We start from the raw sequence: 18,628 nt of genomic DNA, 5'->3' as shown, positions 1-18,628 counted from the left end.
ATAACAAATAACAGTATGAAAACTAAAATGAATTGCTTTATCCCTTTTATTGATCAGGCTCAAGCAAAAACCACAATTGAGAATTTAAAGGACTCGGATAGTAATATAAATATTTTTCTTTTAAGTACACAAGACTCTGCGGCTGCTTCAGTTATGGGCTGCCAAGTGTTAAAAGTACCTGCGTTGAACTCATCGGAGACGATGCGACAAATTGCAAAACATGCTGATGCAGACTATATTTTGTTGTATACCAAATACTCTACATTGGAGTTAGGGTACTTTGCCCTTGAGCGTATGGTTAGTATAGCTTCAGATACTTGTGCCGGAATGATTTATGCCGACCATTACCAAGTAATTGGTGAAGATAGAAAAGCCGCACCCGTTATTGACTATCAAAAAGGAAGTCTTCGTGACGACTTTAACTTTGGTTCGGTTTTACTTTTTAAGGGCTCAGCTTTCAAAGATTCGGTAAGTAGAATGAAAGAAACCTACGATGCAGCAGGTCTTTATGATTTAAGACTAAAACTTAGTCAGAAATATAAATTGGAGCATATCAATGAGTTTTTATACTCTGAGGTCGAAAATGACACACGCAAGAGTGGAGAGAAAATATTCGACTATGTAGATCCTAAAAATAGAGCAGTTCAGATAGAAATGGAAAAAGCCTGTACTGAGCATCTTAAAGAAATCGGAGGATACCTTGAGCCTAAGTTTGATAAGATTAAGTTTGATGCAAATCATTTTGAGTTTGAGGCATCTGTAATTATACCTGTTCGTAATCGTATTAAGACCGTAAAAGATGCAATCGCATCGGTTCTAAAACAAAAGACGAACTTTAAGTTTAATCTTATTATTGTCGATAATCACTCTACCGATGGAACATCTGAAGCCATTGAGTCATTTGCATCAGACGAGCGGCTCATTCATGTCAAACCAAAGCGTCACGACCTTGGTATTGGTGGCTGCTGGAATGTAGGTGTTCATCATCCCAAATGTGGCAAATTCTCAGTTCAACTAGATAGCGATGACGTTTACAGTGATGCAAACACATTGCAAACTATGGTTGATGCGTTTTATGCACAAAACTGTGCTATGGTTGTAGGTACTTATATGATGACCGACTTTAACATGAACATGATTGCTCCGGGTATTATTGATCATAAAGAGTGGACTCCTGATAATGGTCGAAATAATGCTTTGCGTATCAATGGTCTTGGTGCTCCAAGAGCATTTTACACACCAGTTCTTCGTGAGGTTAAAGTTCCAAATACTAGTTATGGTGAAGATTATGCATTGGGGCTTAATTTCTCTCGTAACTATCAAATAGGACGTGTTTATGATGTGGTTTATTTATGTCGTCGTTGGGAAGACAACTCTGATGCTTCTCTGGATATCGTAAAAATGAATGCACACAACACCTACAAAGATCGAATCCGCACTTGGGAGCTCGAAGCTCGTCTTCAGTTAAATAAAAAATAAATGATGAAAGAACAAGTTGAAAAACTAATCCAAGAGCAGCTTATTGAATGGCCATTGGTCAGTCAAAACTTTGCTGCTCTAGGCAAAGTACAATCCAAAGATATAACGGTTGGTCATGTTGAGTATCGAGCTCAATTCAATCCTGCACGTATTGTTTCTTCTGCAGCTAAGGTAGATACGAAATCTATCCAAGAGCGTAAATGTTTTCTTTGTGCCCAGAATAGGCCAAAAGAGCAAAAAGGAGTTCGATATAAGCAGTATGAGATATTGATTAACCCTTTTCCTATATTTCCTCGGCATCTTACTATTCCTGATATTAATCATGTCGATCAGAAAATATCCAATAGAATTGCCGACATGCTAGATTTAGCTAGAGAATTGGATGATTATGTAATCTTCTATAATGGACCCAAATGTGGAGCGTCTGCACCCGATCATATGCATTTTCAAGCTGGTAACAAAGGCTTTATGGGGATTGAGACTGATGTTAAATCGCATACAGGCCAATTGATATTCAAGTATAAGGATGCATCACTTCATCTTTTGGATGATGCTCCTCGAAATGCCTTGGTATTTACCTCAAAGAATATTCCCGACTTAACAAATTCATTTGAATTGTTATACAAACTTTTGCCCATTCACGCGGGCGAAGTAGAACCTATGATGAATCTGCTGGCTTGGTATGATGGACTAGAGTGGGTATTGGTTGTGTTGCTTCGAAGCAAGCATAGGCCAAGCTGCTATTTTGCCGAAGGAGAAGAGAAGATGACTATTAGTCCAGCTTCGGTTGACTTGGGAGGTGTTTTTATTACCCCGATCGAATCGGACTTCAAACGTATAGACTCTAGGGTTATTCAAGATATACTAAGTGAGGTATCTATGTCAAAATCAGAGATATTAGAACTTTTATCACCACTAAAACAATGATATTATGAAAACACCACAAGTTAGCGTAGGCATCATGTCGAGTCAAGTGATAGAATTTACTTTAAATTCTCATTACTTAGTTAAAGGGCAAGAGGTTGCCGGCTTGCAGTCGGTACAAATTCAGAATGGACAAATTGTTTGGAATAATATCCTATATGATGAGCTTATTTTTATACCGATAGATACTGATAAGGGTTCCTTCGAATTAAAAGATGTAACCATAGGCGTTAATTTCCATTGGGAACGCAAAGAAAATCAGACTTTTAGAGGTTCATTACTTTTTTCAATAGACAATAATGAGATTGCAGCAATTAATATTCTTCCTGTTGAAGAGTATTTGATATCTGTGATTTCGTCAGAAATGAGTGCAAATGCTTCTTTAGAATTATTAAAGGCACACGCCGTAATTTCGAGGAGTTGGTTATTGGCACAGATTCAGAAGAACAAAGACGCTGTAGATTCTAAAGCAGAGCCCTTTGAGTCTCCCACACTAACCCCTGAGGAGCGAATCATTTGGTATGATCGTGAAGATCACCTCCTTTTTGATGTTTGCGCTGATGACCATTGCCAACGTTATCAAGGGATTACTCGTGCTACAAATGCTTTGGTGCGCCAAGCTGTTTTAGCTACAGAGCGTGAAGTACTTACTTATAACAACAGAATTTGTGATGCACGCTACTCCAAATGCTGTGGTGGCATGCTTGAGGAGTTTTCAACCTGTTGGGAAAAATCATCTCATCCTTATCTTGTCAAGAAGAGAGATTGGACTGACAACGAAAATAGTCCCAACCTTAAAGATGAAGATCAAGCTCAGAAGTGGATTCTTGGCTCACCCGATGCTTTCTGTAACACCAAGGACAAAGTAATACTGCGTCAGGTACTTAATAATTATGATCAAGAGACCACAGACTTTTATCGATGGGAGATTTCTTACTCACAAGACGAAATAAGAGCTTTGATCGAAAAAAACCTTGGAATGGAGTTTGGTGATATTATCGACCTTGAACCAGTTGCCAGAGGGGTTTCGAGTAGGTTATATAAGCTGCGTATTGTAGGATCCCAAAAAACACTTGTGCTTGGAAAAGAACTAGAGATACGCAGGGTGCTTTCGAACTCTCACCTATATAGCTCTGCTTTTGTAGTTGAGAGGAAGAATTTAAGCAATCAAATACCCCAAGAATTCGTCTTAAAAGGAGCGGGTTGGGGACATGGAGTAGGGTTATGTCAAATTGGTGCTGCTGTGATGGGAGAGAAGGGTTATTCGTATGACGAAATTTTGCTTCACTACTATGTAAGTGCTCAGATTGACAAACATTACTAAACAGATATGAAAACAGATACTATGAATACACAAAAAACAAGATCCCCTTGGGCATGGGTACCAACCTTATACTTTGCCCAAGGTTTACCCTATGTTGCAGTGATGACCATTGCTGTTATAATGTATAAGCGACTTGGATTATCCAATACTGAAATAGCCCTTTATACCTCTTGGTTATATTTGCCTTGGGTTATAAAACCACTTTGGAGTCCGTTTGTCGACTTAGTTAAGACAAAGCGTGCTTGGGTTGTAGCCATGCAAGGGTTGATAGCCGCAGGTTTTGCAGGGGTAGCATTTTTTATTCCAACGACCTATTTTGTGCAAATGTCACTGGCTTTCTTTTGGCTTTTAGCTTTTAGTTCGGCTACACATGATATTGCTGCCGATGGTTTCTACATGTTGGGGTTAAGTACGGGAGATCAGTCTCTGTTTGTGGGTATTCGTAACACGGCTTATCGTTTGGCTACGGTCTTTGGACAAGGTGTCTTAGTTATGTTTGCTGGAGCACTTGAGAGTGGGCTGATTTTCCCCTCTATAAAAGGGAATATTCCTGTGGCTTGGAGTATAACTTTTTACTTACTAGCAGGTATTTTTGTGGCTTTAGCACTTTACCATAACTGGATTTTACCTCATGCTGCAGCAGATGTAAAGCGACCAAACCTAAGTGCGGATCGTATTTTTAAAGACTTTGCATTGACCTTTGTCTCATTCTTTAAAAAGAAGAACTTGGGTTTGATGTTTTTCTTTATTCTAACGTATCGATTGGGTGAGTCACAACTCGTTAAGATCGCATCTCCTTTCTTATTAGATGCAGGAGATAAGGGAGGTTTAGGGCTGACTACCTCTTCGGTAGGTATGATATATGGAACTATTGGTGTTGTAGCCTTATTGGTTGGCGGGATTATCGGTGGTTTTCTAATCTCTAGAAACGGTTTTAAGGCTTGGATTATCCCTATGGCTATAGCCATTAATGTACCCGACTTACTTTATGTTTGGCTCGCTTGGGCAACTCCAGATAATATTTGGTTAATCAGTACAGCTGTTGCCATTGAGCAGATAGGATATGGTTTTGGGTTTACAGCCTATATGCTTTACCTGATCTATATTGCTGCTGGTGAGCACAAGACTGCTCATTATGCTATTGCTACAGGGTTTATGGCCTTGGGTATGATGCTTCCAGGAATGATAGCAGGGTGGATTCAAGAGACTTTAGGATATACTAACTTTTTTATTTGGGTGTGTGTTTGTACTATCCCAGGTATTCTAGCTTCTATATTAGTTAAGAAACAAATCGATCCAGAATTTGGACGTAAAAAATAAGAGAAGATGAAAAAACTTAAAATATTTGCAGCCTTTGTTTTGGTGGCTTTGGTTATGCCGTTATCAGCACAGACCATAAAAACAGGATTAGAAATGCTTAAATCGGATAACTTCAAAATCCTTGAAGGTAAACGTGTAGGTTTGATTACAAACCCTACGGGTGTGGATAATAATATGGTCTCGACTGTTGATATTTTGTTTGAGGCACCCAATGTCAACTTAGTAGCACTTTATGGACCTGAGCACGGGGTGCGTGGCGACATTCATGCAGGTGATAAGGTTGATAACTCCAAAGATGCTTCGACTGGTTTACCGGTTTATTCTCTTTATGGAGCTACTCGTAAACCGACTCCCGAAATGCTAAAAGATATTGATGTGTTAGTTTATGATATTCAAGACATCGGTTGTCGTTCATTTACTTATATCAGTACGATGGGAGTTGCTATGGAAGCAGCAGCCGAAAACGGCAAAGAATTTATTGTGCTTGATCGCCCTAACCCATTGGGTGGACACCGTGTAGAAGGTAATTTGGTTGAAGATGGTTTTATCTCATTCGTTAGCCAATTTAAAATACCCTATCTCTACGGACTTACTTGTGGGGAGCTGGCTCTTATGATTAATGATCAATTTATGGAGGGTAAAGCTTGTGACCTGAAAGTTGTTAAAATGAAAAAATGGAAACGTAAGATGACTTACGAAGACACTAAGCTTCAATGGGTACCTTCGTCACCACATATACCACATACAGGATCAGCCGTATTTTATCCGGTGTCAGGTATTTTAGGAGAGTTGGGCTATATGTCAATAGGAGTAGGCTATACTATTCCCTTTGAGATGTTTGCTGCCCCATGGATCAAGGCCGAAGAGTTTGCTGACAGTATGAATAGCTTGAATTTACCTGGACTTAAGTTTAGACCCATGTATCTCAAACCTTTCTATTCGGTAGATAAGGGAGAGCTTATTCAAGGAGTTCAAGTCCATATTATGGATTACAAGAAGGCTCAGTTGAGTGAAATTCAATTCTATATCATGCAGGAGGTAGCTCGTCTCTATCCTGATAGAGCTGTTTTTGATCACTGCAATAAAGACCGCTTCAATATGTTTGACAAAGTAAGTGGTAGCTCAAAGGTTAGAGAGTTGTTCTCTGAAAACAATTCCTGGGCAGATGTAAAACCTTTTTGGGATAAAGATGCCTCGGACTTCAAAAAAGCCTCTAAGAAATACTATTTATATAGATAGAGTCTTATAACAAGTAATGAATTTAAATTATGGATAAAATATCAAATAAACGCCTACTTGCTCTTGATGTACTTAGAGGAATCACCATTGCAGGGATGATTTTGGTTAATAATCCAGGTAGTTGGGGAGCTATTTATACACCATTAGGGCATGCCCAGTGGAATGGCTTGACTCCGACAGATTTAGTGTTTCCCTTTTTTATGTTTATTATGGGGATTTCAACCTATATGTCATTGCGTAAATATAATTTTACATTCTCTAAAGATGCAGGACTAAAGATATTGAAACGTACACTGATTATTTTTGCTATCGGATTGGCTATAGCTTGGTTTGGCTTGTCACTTCGTACTTGGAATAGTTTGGCTGGAGAAGATTTCGGCTTTGGACAGCGACTAATCAACTCAATCCTAGTCTTTGATCATTTGAGAATACTTGGTGTTATGCCTCGATTAGCCTTGACTTATGGAGCTACAGCAATCGTTGCTTTACTGGTCAAGCATCGTTATATTCCCTATATAATTATTGGGCTTTTGGTAGCTTATACTATTATTTTGCTAACAGGTAATGGCTACGCTTACAATGAAACGAACATACTTTCGATAGTAGATCGTGCAGTGCTCGGTGCAAACCACATGTATAAAGATAATGGAATAGATCCTGAAGGTTTATTAAGTACTATCCCTGCAATAGCACATGTCATGCTTGGGTTTTATATTGGTAAGTTATTTGTAGCTGCCAAAACGATTCAAGATAAGATTGAAATCCTGTTTATTTGGGGAGCTATACTAACATTTGCAGGTTTTCTATTATCATATGGCTTACCAATAAACAAGAAAATTTGGTCGCCAACATTTGTGATGGTTACTTGTGGATTAGCTTCCACCCTATTGGCATTGCTCGTATGGATTATCGATGTTAAAGACCATAAACGATGGGCAACGTTCTTTGTTTCATTTGGTGTAAACCCACTATTTATCTATGTCTTTGGAGCTTTTCTTTCTATTTGTTTTGGGAGTATATTATTTCCCTATGCAGGTGGTACTATAAGCATAAATGGATACATCTATGGGGTTGCTATAAAGCCTATTTTAGGGGCATACTTGGGGTCTTTGGTTTATGCCCTACTGTTTGTGGGCTTGAACTGGGTAGTGGGCTTCCAACTATTTAAACGAAAAATTTACATTAAAATATAATAATATGATTCTTATAGCAGATAGCGGTTCTACTGTGACCGACTGGACTCTGATTAATGACGATAAGTCTGTATCAAGATATTCAACAAAGGGGATGAATCCTTTTTTTCAAAGTCAAGAAGAAATCGAAACGGAAATAAAAGTAAACCTCCTTGATAAGTTGAAGAGTAAAAGTTTTGATGGAATTTACTTTTATGGAGCAGGTTGTATTTTTGGCAAGCAGGATATTGTAAAAAAGGCGCTTGAATCTTTCTTTACTTCACCTGTTATTGAAGTAAGTACCGATATGTTGGCAGCTGCTCATGCTCTTTGTGGCAATAAATCAGGTATCGCTTGTATTTTAGGTACAGGTTCTAACTCTTGCTTCTATAATGGTAGTGAAATTTTAGAGAATGTTTCTCCACTAGGTTTCATCTTAGGTGATGAAGGTAGTGGTGCAGTTATCGGTAAGCTTTTTATTGGTAGCTTATTAAAGAATCAGTTAAAGGAGGGTTTGAAGGAAACATTTCTGTCAGAATATAAGTTAGAACAAGGAGATATTATTGATAGAGTTTATCGGAAACCTTTCCCTAATCGCTTTTTAGCGAGCTTATCCCCATTTATTCTAAAGCATATTGAGGAACCCTCCATTAAGAATCTAGTACTTAATACTTTCAAGGATTTCTTCCAAAGAAATGTAATGCAGTATAAGTATCAAAACGAGAAAGTCCATTTTGTAGGCTCAATAGCTTATTATTTCAGAGAGATTCTTGAGCAAGCAGCCAAAGAGATGGGAGTGACTATAGGCACTATTGATAAAAGCCCTATGGAAGGTTTAATTAACTATCACATGAAATAAAATGAGTTTTATAAAGATATCCGAACAGTCATCTTTATACGATGATCTCGAAAAGAAGTCAGTACATGAATTGCTAGTAGATATTAATACCGAGGATCAGAAAATCGCTCTAGCCGTTCAGGAGTGTATCCCTCAAATTGAAAAACTCGTAACTCAGATCGTTCCCCGAATGAAAGAGGATGGTCGTATATTCTATATGGGTGCAGGTACCAGTGGGCGTTTGGGTGTACTAGATGCTTCCGAGATTCCTCCAACATTTGGCATGCCACCTTCTTACGTAATTGGCTTGATTGCTGGTGGTGATATTGCCTTACGTAACCCCGTAGAGAATGCTGAAGATGATGATCTTGTGGGTTGGAGAGAACTTCAGGATCATCATGTGAATCAGAATGATACTGTAATTGGAATTGCAGCTTCAGGAACTACCCCTTATGTAATTGGAGCCTTACGAGAAGCACAGAAGCATGGTATTCTGACTGCTAGCATTTGTAGTAATCCCAATTCGCCGATGTCAGCTTATGCTGATATCCCTATTGAAGTTATTGTTGGACCAGAATACGTTACAGGCAGTTCGCGGATGAAGTCGGGGACTGCTCAGAAAATGATCCTTAATATGATCACAACTTCTGTGATGATTAAGATGGGACGTGTAAAAGGTAACAAAATGGTTAATATGCAGTTGAGTAACAAAAAACTAGTTGACCGTGGTACTCGAATGATTATTGAGGAATTGGGCTTGCCTTATGATGAGGCTCAGGAATTGCTTCTGAAGTTTGGCTCCGTAAAAAAAGCAGTCTCAAGTTATCAACGCTAATATAATTTTATTATGAATAGAACAGGACTAATTGTATTACTCTGTTTGTTTTTGGGAGTAAAGCTGGGAGCACAATCGTTACCAGTTTTTATCCCAGAAGCTTTAGGGTTTAATACTTTGAAACTAAAGAATATAGACCGTTTAATGAATGAGGCCATTCTTGATAAGGGGCTTCCTGGAGGGGTAGTTGCTGTAGTCAAGAAAGATAAAATAGCCTATCTAAAGGCATTTGGCAATCAGCAGTTATATCCTGTCGTTACTGCTATGGATGTTCACACGGTATTTGACTTGGCTTCTTTAACTAAACCTTTAGCTACTGCAATTAGCGTTTTTGTTCTACTAGAACGAGGGGAGCTTTCACTTCAAGATCCTGTAAGTTTTTTTATTCCTGAGTTCGAGAATTCTTCAGAAGATATACACAAGAAACCTATTAGAGTAATTGATCTATTGATGCATACTTCGGGTTTACCTCCTTATGCTCCTGTTTCTAGCTTGATTAATGACCGTGTTGATTTAGATTACCCTAATCGTCTTAAAGAGTATATTAATCAACAGTCTGTTATCTCTGAGCCTAGTGAAGAGATGGTTTATAGCTGTTTAAACTACATCACGCTTCAATATATAATAGAGAAGATTGCAGGCGAAAGTTTAGATACTTTTGCTGATAAGAATATCTACAAGCCACTGAAGTTAACTTCCACTCAGTTTGTACCTAGCGGTAATCTGTTAAGGCGCTGTGCATCTACAGAAAATATAACAGAAACTCAGTGGTTACAGGGCGAGGTTCATGATCCACTAGCCCGTGTGATGAATTGTGGAGTTTCAGGGAATGCAGGGCTGTTTTCTACTGCAACTGAAGTAGCTACTCTAGCTTCTCTATTTCTGAATGAAGGTCAGGCAAGTGGGCAACAGATACTCAGCCCTGCGAGCATCCGTGTGATGTCTAGTTTGCCACTCGGGTTAGAGCAAATAGGTCGCACTCCTGGTTGGGATTTCGATACAGCTTATTCATGGAATCAGGGCGACTTATTACATGACAATAGTTTTGGACATACTGGTTTTACAGGGACATCGATCGTTATTGACCCTCAGGCAGAGTTGGCAATTATTATTCTCACCAATAAGCTACATAGTAAAGAGCCAATAGACATGGGCAGTCTATTTATGCGAATTGTGAATGTTGTTGCCTCGTCAGATGGAACAGCAACCAATCAAAATTACTTAATGCACTATGCGATGCGAATGGATCAGTTTAAAAAAGAATCTCCAATCAGTTCCAATGATATCGTAATACTTGGGGATAGCCAAGTTGAGAATGGGGGCGATTGGGCTAAGCGATTGGGCCGGAAGCATGTGGTCAATCGTGGAATTGTAGGAGATAATACTGAAGGTGTTCTTGGGCGACTAGATGATATAATTGCAGGAAGTCCTAAAGAGTTAATCTTGGCTATTGGTATAAATGATATCTCTCAAGGTCTAAATCATTATACCTTGGTTGAGAATATAAATAAAATCCTTCAACGCTTTAAAGCAGAATCACCTAAAACCAAACTCTATTTGCAGAGTGTACTACCCATCAACGAGCGAAAGAGCTTTTATAGTTTGCTCAAAGGGGAGTCCCAAACGATTGTAAAAGTAAACCAAGAGTTGGAAAAATTGGCAGCAAAAGAGAACGTCGTATTCATTAATACATATCCCCATTTTCTAGAAGAAGGATCGGATCAGCTAAGGCCCGATTGGACGAACGATGGCTTGCATCTTAAAGAAGATGGTTATGTTATGTGGACATCCCTATTGACTGACAAGTTGAGGTAGGTATCTACTTCTGTTGGTATGTCCTCAGTTCAAACTTCTATGGTTAAGATACCATTATAGTTCCTAACAACAACTATTATAAATATATGCGTAGTTAACCGATAAACTATCAGTTAAACTACGCATATAATCATTATACAGTAGGTCTTTGTACCATGCGCTCAGCTTTTTTACCTCTCCTTTATTTTTTCATTTCTATTGATGTAGCTTCCTGAAGCTTCAAGCTAAGGCTAGCCTTTTTGCTTGATGGGAACCAGTTTAATGTATTGTACCTGATGTAGGGTAACTCGCAGGCTTCATCTCCACGAACATTTAGTACTTCAACTAGAGATGAACTGAAATCAGAATAACTTTCATTTACTCTATAAGCATCAATATTCCATGTTCCTATATGCGAATTCACAAACATGAATGTTATATCTGTATAGGGTTGATCATCAAAGGTGAAGGTCTTTAGCTGGCTATTGTTGATTGTTATATTATTACTTCCTGAGACCATGAGCTCTAGTGTGTTGATATTGAGGCTATCTAAATAGACATCAAAATCTAGTTCATTGACAATATGCATGTTATTTTGCTCAGGAAGATAAATCTTTGCTCCGTGAGCGTTGGGGTAGCCGTATAATATTGACTTAGAATTTTCTTTACCTTTCAGCTCTAACATGTCGAGGATCTGACTGTCATCTATATTTATGAATAGTGTGTCATTGCGTACATCCATGCGGGTGTATTGCACAAGATCCTTATTTAATAGAACTTTATCTGGATTTTCTTTATGATTTAAGATTGCTCCTTCAAGACTTAACTCAGCTTCTCCTCTATTAAGGGATACAACGCTGTAGGGAGCAGGAATCGAAATTGCTTCTGTTACTTTCTCAAACTCATGTTCTTTTCTGAGCGTATCAAGATGTAATGAGGTAATCTCTCTTGTCTTAAGATAAAACATAAAAATGAGTATCAAGGATAAGACACTTGCCAGGAATCCGATGAATATTTTAGTAGTTAATCTCATAGTGATTATTCTTTGTTTTGTTGTTTTACATACTCTTTGTATTGAGCCACAATCTTCTCAATGGGGATCTCTAAAAGATATATTTGGTGAAAGAAGTCTGTTAGATGTTCATCAATGAATGCTTCTTTCTGTGTATTATATATCTTCTCCTTAGCGCCAGGTGATACAAAATAACCTATTCCACGTTTGTTGAAAATGATATCTCGTTGCTGAAGGTAATCATACGATCTCATCATTGTGTTTACGTTGACTTCCATCTCTGCTGCGTACTCTCTTACTGAGGGAATGCGTTCTTCCTCTGGATATTTATCAAGTAAAATCTCATGACTTAACCGTTCGGCTATTTGAAGATATATTGCTTTGTTTTCTTTAAAATCCATAGTTTACCATCTTTCTATTAACTCAGCTTCTTTGAACCTGTAGTATGCGAGTACATAAATGAATACTGTACATACAAAAGTGATTGCGGTTGCTATGTAATATAATATGTCTTGTGTTCCTTGGCTTAATTTTGGTAGATCAATTTGTGATTCTGGTGTGAACAGTGTTGCTGCTACCCCGAAAATTATCAAAACACCTGTAACGGCTATGGCACCTAGAGCCACAGTAGTCTTCACAAAGCCGCTTTTTTGCCAAAATGTGCTTCCTAGTGCATATAGAGAGAGTACAAATAAATATATCGCACTGAGTAATGCCATTGGCTTGTTATCTTTTTCATCAAATAACTCTCCCAATAATCTAATGGATCTTACTTCAAAATTACTCTCAGGTAAGCTATAGATTATTATGCGTATTAGATCAGCTAAATATACTGATGCTAAAAAAACAAGAATAAATCCCACGACATGAATTATCAGCTTAGACAGGTATTTTTCGAGACTCGAACACGGAAAGGTCAAGTAATGAATTCGTTTTTGTTTGTTGCGTATAGAATCCATCATCTGTGATAAGAAAACAGCATACGCTCCTGTAAATATTATGAAACAGATGATTACTAATTGCCCATTAATCATATCATAGCCATAAGATATCAAATAGTCTCCATTTGAATGGCTGTATTTATTTAATGACTGAAAGATGAAGCAGACTAAGATGATGCTAAATAGAGTCAAGGCTTGTAGCATGTATTTTCTCCAGTTCTCAAAAAAATCCTTTTTGAGTAGTAGTCCAAAGCGTTTGATATCAAAAGTGTTATTCATGGTTTTTAGGTACTTTAGGGTTGAACAATGTCTTGAAAGCCTTGCCGTTATGTAAGATGGCATTGTAGAGCAGTTCTAAGTTTAGTGGTGTTTCTTCTCCGGTGGTATTAAGTTTCAATATGCTATTGCCACTAACTGTTGGAAGTGAAAATATACTATCCGCTGCATTAGTCCTCAGATCGCCTGAAGCTTAATTTGTCGGTTATCTCTGATACAGGCTGATTAAGCATTATCTCGTTTTGATTGATAATTAAAATATGCTCTAGCATTTTATCTACATCTTGCACTTGGTGCGTAGAGATGATAATCGTTTTTTCCTCTGTCATACCCAACGCCATAAACTTACGGAACTGGCTTTTGCTTGGAATGTCTAGCCCGTTGGTAGGCTCATCCATCAATAGTAAAGAGGTATTGGTTGCTAGGGCAAAGCTCATAAATACCTTTTTCTTTTGTCCCATAGATAATGCTCCTAAGTGGATATCGGTTGGCATATCAAAGCACTTGAGGTATTCATACATCATCTTTTTGTCAAATTTGGGATAGAAAGGACTGTTGATTCTTACATATTTCTCTATTGAGATGTCGGGAAGTTCAAACTCCTCAGGTACAATAAACACATCCTGCAATACAGAAGGTAGTCGTTTAGAAACAGCTTGTCCCGAATACTTGACCTCACCTTTCTGGGGGAAGAGTAAGCCCGAAAGGGAATATAGTAGGGTTGATTTACCAGTTCCATTTTGACCAAGAAGTCCATAAACTTTTCCTTGCTCTAGTTCCAAGGAGAAGTTTGAGAAGATTGGTTTCTTCTTTTTATACCCGAAGGTAATGTTTTCGATTTCTATCATGTTATTTTGGCTTTAGTGTTATAGTTTACTATTACACCGTGAAGATGATATTAAGTTTCCAGTCCACCAACTAATACTTTGATTATTTAAAATATTAGTTGTAAATACTTGGTGGGGTATATTGCTGCGAACTGTCGGTTGGTTAGCCTTAAACTTACTTTAAAGTTGGTAGAAGATTAATTACCCTCTTGTTCTGTAGTTTCTTCCGAGAATGTTCTTGCTCTTTTTTGAGCCTCTAGTCGGGCTTTACGACGTAGTTTTATATTATTCCAAAAGAGTAACTCTTTCCAGTAAATGAAATCACGACGAAACATTATGCCTATTCCTTGTGTGGTTAGGTTTATGCGTGATAGGTAACGATCGTTTGTCTTACTGTAGGCTCTAAGACGAATATTGCCAGTGGAGTTGAGTAATAGTTCTGCTTCGAAGTCTCCAATAAAATTACTATTGGTTAACGGGTTTTCTCGGTAGCCCAAGTTGCCGTTTATCAATAATCGGTTATTCAGTAGTTGTGCCGAAAGCATACCTTCTACCTCTACATCAGTCCAACCCTTGTTACCTGTACTGACATTAGTACCAATGCTCCAATTATTGTTATTTATCATTTGAGATAATAGGTTGTTGAGCTGCCCAGACAATGTTGAGGAGAGAACAGATGACATCATATCCGAGCTTTGATTACCATTATCGGTGGTATAAAACTTACCTATACCTAGGAGGTAAAGTACCTGCATATTCATCTGCTCTTCAGTGCTTATGTAGTTTTTTACAAGTGTACGCACCTCATCGCTTTCGCTTGGTAAATCCAAGTTGAACGTAATATTGGAGTTTGTGAGTTGGCCCGATAGGTTCATCAGGCAGTTTACCTTGATATGTGGTTGACTTGTGATTAGGCTCTCTTGAGGTATTAGGTCATTTAGAGAAACAGAGTTAACCGTGTATTGAGTGCGTATATCGAGTACAGCTTCTCGTGGATTTCCGTTAAAGGTAATATTACTGCCTTGTTTTATCGTAAAGTCTTTACGAATAACCTCTTGTAAGCTAAATTTATAGAGTCCTTTAGTAATTTCATAATTACCGAATAACCTGACATCTCCCTTATTATAATAGTCTAATCGAATATTACCATTTCCATTTGCGCTCATATAATCACCAGCTACAGGGTCAATGATGATTTTAATATTAGCATTGGGTGTTGCATCTATTTGAAGGTTCAGGCGAATATCAATATTCGAATCGATGGCATCCTTTTCGTTTTGGCTCAACATATGTTCTTCTAGACCCATAAAGATTGTGTCTTGGTAGTGACGATGGGGAGTTACATCGTTGAAATGAATAAACTGATTACTTGCAGCCGATGCTGTGGCATTGGTTATAAAAGTAAACTGAGTGTTCTTATCTGTTCGAACAGCTGCATTGACATTTAACCCTGCTTGATTGCCTGATATTGTGGTATTTCCACTGGCATGAATCTTACCAAAGAATGGCATGTCTGCACTCTCTTGGGTATTCATCACAAGAAGATTATAGGCATTGATATCAAAATGATAGCTTAGTTTCTTGAAGTGTTGATAATAAAGTTCGCCATTTAGCTTTCCCGATTGACTCTCAGGGTCTGTAAGCTGAATATCTTTAAAACTCATACCATTTTTAGTAAATCTTAGTGTATCGTTGATAGCAAAAGAGGTGTTTAATATACCAATTCGCAGAGAGGCATCAGTTAAAAGGCTTCCTTCGAGGTTTAGTGCTTTGAAAGGGCCGTGTAGTCTGACGCTACCATAAGCTCTACCATTCACATCCGTGGCAATTCCCTTCATATACTCTTCGAGGAACTTAACATTTGTTCCTTTGCCTGTAATCTTAAGATCTAGTCCACCCTTGGGTGCTATAGGGTAGATAAAACCTGTGACATTGGTAAGTCCTAGGTCATTCTCGTTCATATCAGCATCCAGAAATATACCTTTCTGTTTGTTGTCCCAAAAACTATATATCCCCATATCTCCAAGTGGTCCATTATTAAATGTAAAGTCGTTAACATGAAGGTTAGCTTGCATTTGAGGCTCACTGAAAAGCTGGCTTGCTGTGGCGTATCCTGTGGCTTTTCCTTTAAAATCCACATCACTAGAAATCCCAGTCAAGTCGAATATATAGCCCAGATCAATATCGTTCAACTCTAAAGCTAATGTGTCTTGGGGTGAAGCTGAAATCTTACCGTTGATTTGTGCAAACTGAAGATCATTACTGAACAAGAAATTATTGACCTCAACAAGTTGGTCGCCTATATGAACGCTTGATGGGTGGACTCTCCAAGTAGTATCGTTGAGTATAATATTGCTTGGTTTAATCTCTATGTCTGTTTGTAGATAACGTTTTCTTTTTTCGTTTTTTAATACCTCGAAATGGGTTAGGGCATTAAACTTTCCACTATAGGTGTTAACTCCATCATTTCCCCAGTTTAATGATACATCTATCTTATCATTTTTGGCTTCAGCCAAAAGTGCTACGTTTACTGCTCCATGTTTCTTTTGTTGCGTAAAACGTATTTGGGCTATTAATTCGTCACCGGGATTCTCAAACAAAAGCATAGCCGATTCGTAGAAGGTGTTACCGTATCGTAACTTAGGAAAATAGCCTTTGATATGTACTTTCTGGTGCTCGTCATTAAAATAGCCACTCAACTGAGAACTGGTATAGGTTTGGAATGGTATATTAAGAAAGTGCGTGAGGATCTTAGTGTCTATTAACTCTACTTCAAAGTTAAAGTTGTTCTTACTCTTTTTAGGTTCTTTGAGTGACGAGGTAAGTGAGGGTAGGTATGTCTTACTGATATTGTAAATACTACCCCAAAGTGTTTGATAAGAATATTGTCCGTTGATTTTAGCCTTCAAGAAATTGGAATCAATAATTAAATTGTTCTCTTGATCGGTATGTTCAGCTTTGATTTTAAAGTTGTCTAAGCTGTAACTTAAATCACTTGTGTTGTATAATAAGTTGTTGATATTAATCTCTCCATTGAGTAGGTCGATAGAGTTACCCGTAAAGTCGGCAACTACATCGACAGAGAATATTGCATCTTCGTCTCTCTTGCTAATATGTAGAGGATAAGGTCTGAAACGATCGACGGAGGCTTTAAAGTTGAATTCGGGTATGGTCTTGGTAAAGTTGAAACTTCCTAAGAGCGATACTAAGGCATTTTCGTCATCCAATAAGAACTGCCCATCAAATCCTCCATTTTTGTAGAGGCCATCAATGGTCATCTCATCGTAGTTGTATCCCCTAAAATCGAAATTACTAATCTTGCCTAGCAACTTAACATTAGGGAAGTTCTGATTTTGATTTCTTTGTCCTACGACATCGAAGTTGAAATCAATATCGCCAAAGTCGGGATTGCCAGTTAGTACATCGAGATCGAATTTTTCTGCTCGCAGTCGTCCACTATAGTTTAGGCCCTTATCTTGGTCAGAAGAAAATTTAATATCTGTTCGTACAGTACCCGCTTTGGAGCGTAATATCCCGTAGGTTACAAAATCGTTGAAATAACCAGAGAGCTCACCATTAAATGCTATTGTTTCTAAACGTTCAAGGATAGGAGGCACTCCTGTAAATTCACTACTAAAATTACGTATTAAAAAAGCCATACCTTCTTGATCTATTGAAAGCCGCGATAGCTTGGTAAATAGATAGGCCTCCTTGGGGTTTGATAAGCCATCAATATTAGCATTACCTTGTATATAAAGGTGTTCGTCAGCATTCACGTTGATGTTTGTAAAGCTGAGTTGATTGATAGTACCTTTGAGTGCAAGTCCAAAATCAACTCGCTCCTTGAAGTTTTTAAAGCCAGGAACAAATGCACTCAAGTCGCCAAGTGAGATGTGAGAAGGAAGAGTTTGTAGAGAAAACTCGACTTGGTCTGCAAATTCATCAAATGAAGTAACTCCTGCATATCTCAAATTCATCGTGTCGATTTCAAGCTTGGATTGAGGTAAATTTACCTCGAAGTTTTGAAGTTGCATCTGCTCGCGATTTCCTACAACTTTCAAAGAGAGTTTTTTAAGCTCTATACCAGACGATTCGGTTACGCTTAAGCGTTTGATTGAAGCATTTATAGAGTCGTTTTGTAGAGCTTTAAGAGAAATATTAGCAATGATGTTATTAAATTGAAGATGTGAAGTATTGAATTTTCCCTGGGTCGTTGGCGCATCAAGTACATCGTAAGAGAGTTTTCCTCTTCTGACCAAAAGTGAATTTACCCTCAGGTTTATACGAGTTGGCTCATCTGACTGCGGCTTCGAAAAAGCATCAATAATAAACTGCATGTTGAGTCTATCGTCAGCGGATTGTTTGTTGAGCTTGAGATCGAAACCAAAGAGTTGAACACTATTTATCGAAATCTTCCCTTTGAGGAGTTCCCAAATATCAAATCGAGCTGAAAGCCGTGCTACTTTTAATAAATCTTGCTGATCTTGGTCTTGAATATTCAGATCTTCAATGATTATCCGATTGAGCATACCCATGTTAATTTTGCCGATAGAGAGTTCCGTCTGGAGCTTTGACCTCAATTCGCTGGCCACAACTTCAGTGAGCTGATTTTGAACTACAGGGATATTGAGTAGCCCAATCAGCAGT

General features: G+C 38.1%; 13 protein-coding genes and 1 pseudogene. 9 read left to right on the top strand and 5 right to left on the bottom strand.

The features are described from left to right. The first annotated feature begins 15 nt into the window (after nucleotides 1–15). The 9 genes from B091_RS0105780 to B091_RS0105740 are packed head-to-tail and all read left to right on the top strand — an operon-like array spanning nucleotide 16 to nucleotide 10,946. Nucleotides 16–1,479, top strand: a complete 1,464-nt coding sequence (locus tag B091_RS0105780) for a glycosyltransferase family 2 protein (RefSeq protein WP_025069557.1) — start codon at nucleotides 16–18, stop codon at nucleotides 1,477–1,479. Nucleotides 1,480–1,482: 3 nt separating this feature from the next. Continuing rightward, entirely contained in the window at nucleotides 1,483–2,406 is a 924-nt protein-coding gene (locus B091_RS0105775) for a DUF4922 domain-containing protein (RefSeq protein WP_025069556.1), read from the top strand. Between the two features lie 4 nt (nucleotides 2,407–2,410). Beyond that, on the top strand, nucleotides 2,411–3,727 hold the full coding sequence (locus B091_RS0105770) for a SpoIID/LytB domain-containing protein (RefSeq protein ID WP_018109064.1): 1,317 nt from the start codon (nucleotides 2,411–2,413) through the stop codon (nucleotides 3,725–3,727). A 21-nt stretch (nucleotides 3,728–3,748) separates the two neighbouring features. Next, nucleotides 3,749–5,047 (top strand): MFS transporter, encoded by a 1,299-nt coding sequence (locus tag B091_RS0105765; RefSeq protein WP_155888272.1) that lies wholly within the window; start codon nucleotides 3,749–3,751, stop codon nucleotides 5,045–5,047. Nucleotides 5,048–5,101: 54 nt separating this feature from the next. Beyond that, the gene (locus B091_RS0105760) at nucleotides 5,102–6,286 is read left to right on the top strand and encodes an exo-beta-N-acetylmuramidase NamZ family protein (RefSeq protein ID WP_238319455.1); all 1,185 of its coding nucleotides are present in this window, start codon (nucleotides 5,102–5,104) and stop codon (nucleotides 6,284–6,286) included. A gap of 29 nt (nucleotides 6,287–6,315) precedes the next feature. Next, nucleotides 6,316–7,479, top strand: a complete 1,164-nt coding sequence (locus B091_RS0105755; protein WP_018109061.1) for an acyltransferase family protein — start codon at nucleotides 6,316–6,318, stop codon at nucleotides 7,477–7,479. A 4-nt stretch (nucleotides 7,480–7,483) separates the two neighbouring features. Further along, nucleotides 7,484–8,317: a hypothetical protein gene (locus B091_RS0105750; protein ID WP_018109060.1), complete on the top strand. Its 834-nt coding sequence runs from the start codon at nucleotides 7,484–7,486 to the stop codon at nucleotides 8,315–8,317. 1 nt (nucleotide 8,318) lies between these two features. Next, a complete protein-coding gene (gene murQ / locus B091_RS0105745) occupies nucleotides 8,319–9,131 on the top strand; it encodes an N-acetylmuramic acid 6-phosphate etherase (protein ID WP_018109059.1) in 813 nt (270 codons plus the stop codon). A gap of 12 nt (nucleotides 9,132–9,143) precedes the next feature. After that, on the top strand, nucleotides 9,144–10,946 hold the full coding sequence (locus B091_RS0105740) for a serine hydrolase (RefSeq protein WP_018109058.1): 1,803 nt from the start codon (nucleotides 9,144–9,146) through the stop codon (nucleotides 10,944–10,946). Nucleotides 10,947–11,127: 181 nt separating this feature from the next. Here the strand turns inward: B091_RS0105740 and B091_RS0105735 are convergent, their stop codons facing one another. From B091_RS0105735 to B091_RS0105715, 5 genes and pseudogenes are all read right to left on the bottom strand, one after another. Next, complete coding sequence (locus B091_RS0105735) at nucleotides 11,128–11,958, bottom strand: hypothetical protein (protein WP_025069555.1); 831 nt, start codon at nucleotides 11,956–11,958, stop codon at nucleotides 11,128–11,130. Nucleotides 11,959–11,963: 5 nt separating this feature from the next. Then, nucleotides 11,964–12,338 (bottom strand): GntR family transcriptional regulator, encoded by a 375-nt coding sequence (locus B091_RS0105730; RefSeq protein WP_018109056.1) that lies wholly within the window; start codon nucleotides 12,336–12,338, stop codon nucleotides 11,964–11,966. A gap of 3 nt (nucleotides 12,339–12,341) precedes the next feature. Further along, nucleotides 12,342–13,157: a hypothetical protein gene (locus B091_RS0105725; RefSeq protein ID WP_018109055.1), complete on the bottom strand. Its 816-nt coding sequence runs from the start codon at nucleotides 13,155–13,157 to the stop codon at nucleotides 12,342–12,344. Continuing rightward, nucleotides 13,150–14,002 (bottom strand): annotated as a pseudogene (locus B091_RS11820) (ABC transporter ATP-binding protein). Before B091_RS11820 ends, B091_RS0105725 begins: the two are co-directional and overlap by 8 nt. 176 nt (nucleotides 14,003–14,178) lie before the next feature. Further along, a complete protein-coding gene (locus B091_RS0105715; protein WP_018109052.1) occupies nucleotides 14,179–18,510 on the bottom strand; it encodes a translocation/assembly module TamB domain-containing protein in 4,332 nt (1,443 codons plus the stop codon). Between the last annotated feature and the right edge of the window lie 118 nt (nucleotides 18,511–18,628).

Source organism: Bacteroides propionicifaciens DSM 19291 = JCM 14649, assembly GCF_000375405.1.
Lineage (GTDB): Bacteria > Bacteroidota > Bacteroidia > Bacteroidales > Bacteroidaceae > Bacteroides_E > Bacteroides_E propionicifaciens.
The sequence above is the reverse complement of the archived record's forward strand: the minus strand, read 5'-3'. Positions and strand labels throughout refer to the sequence as shown.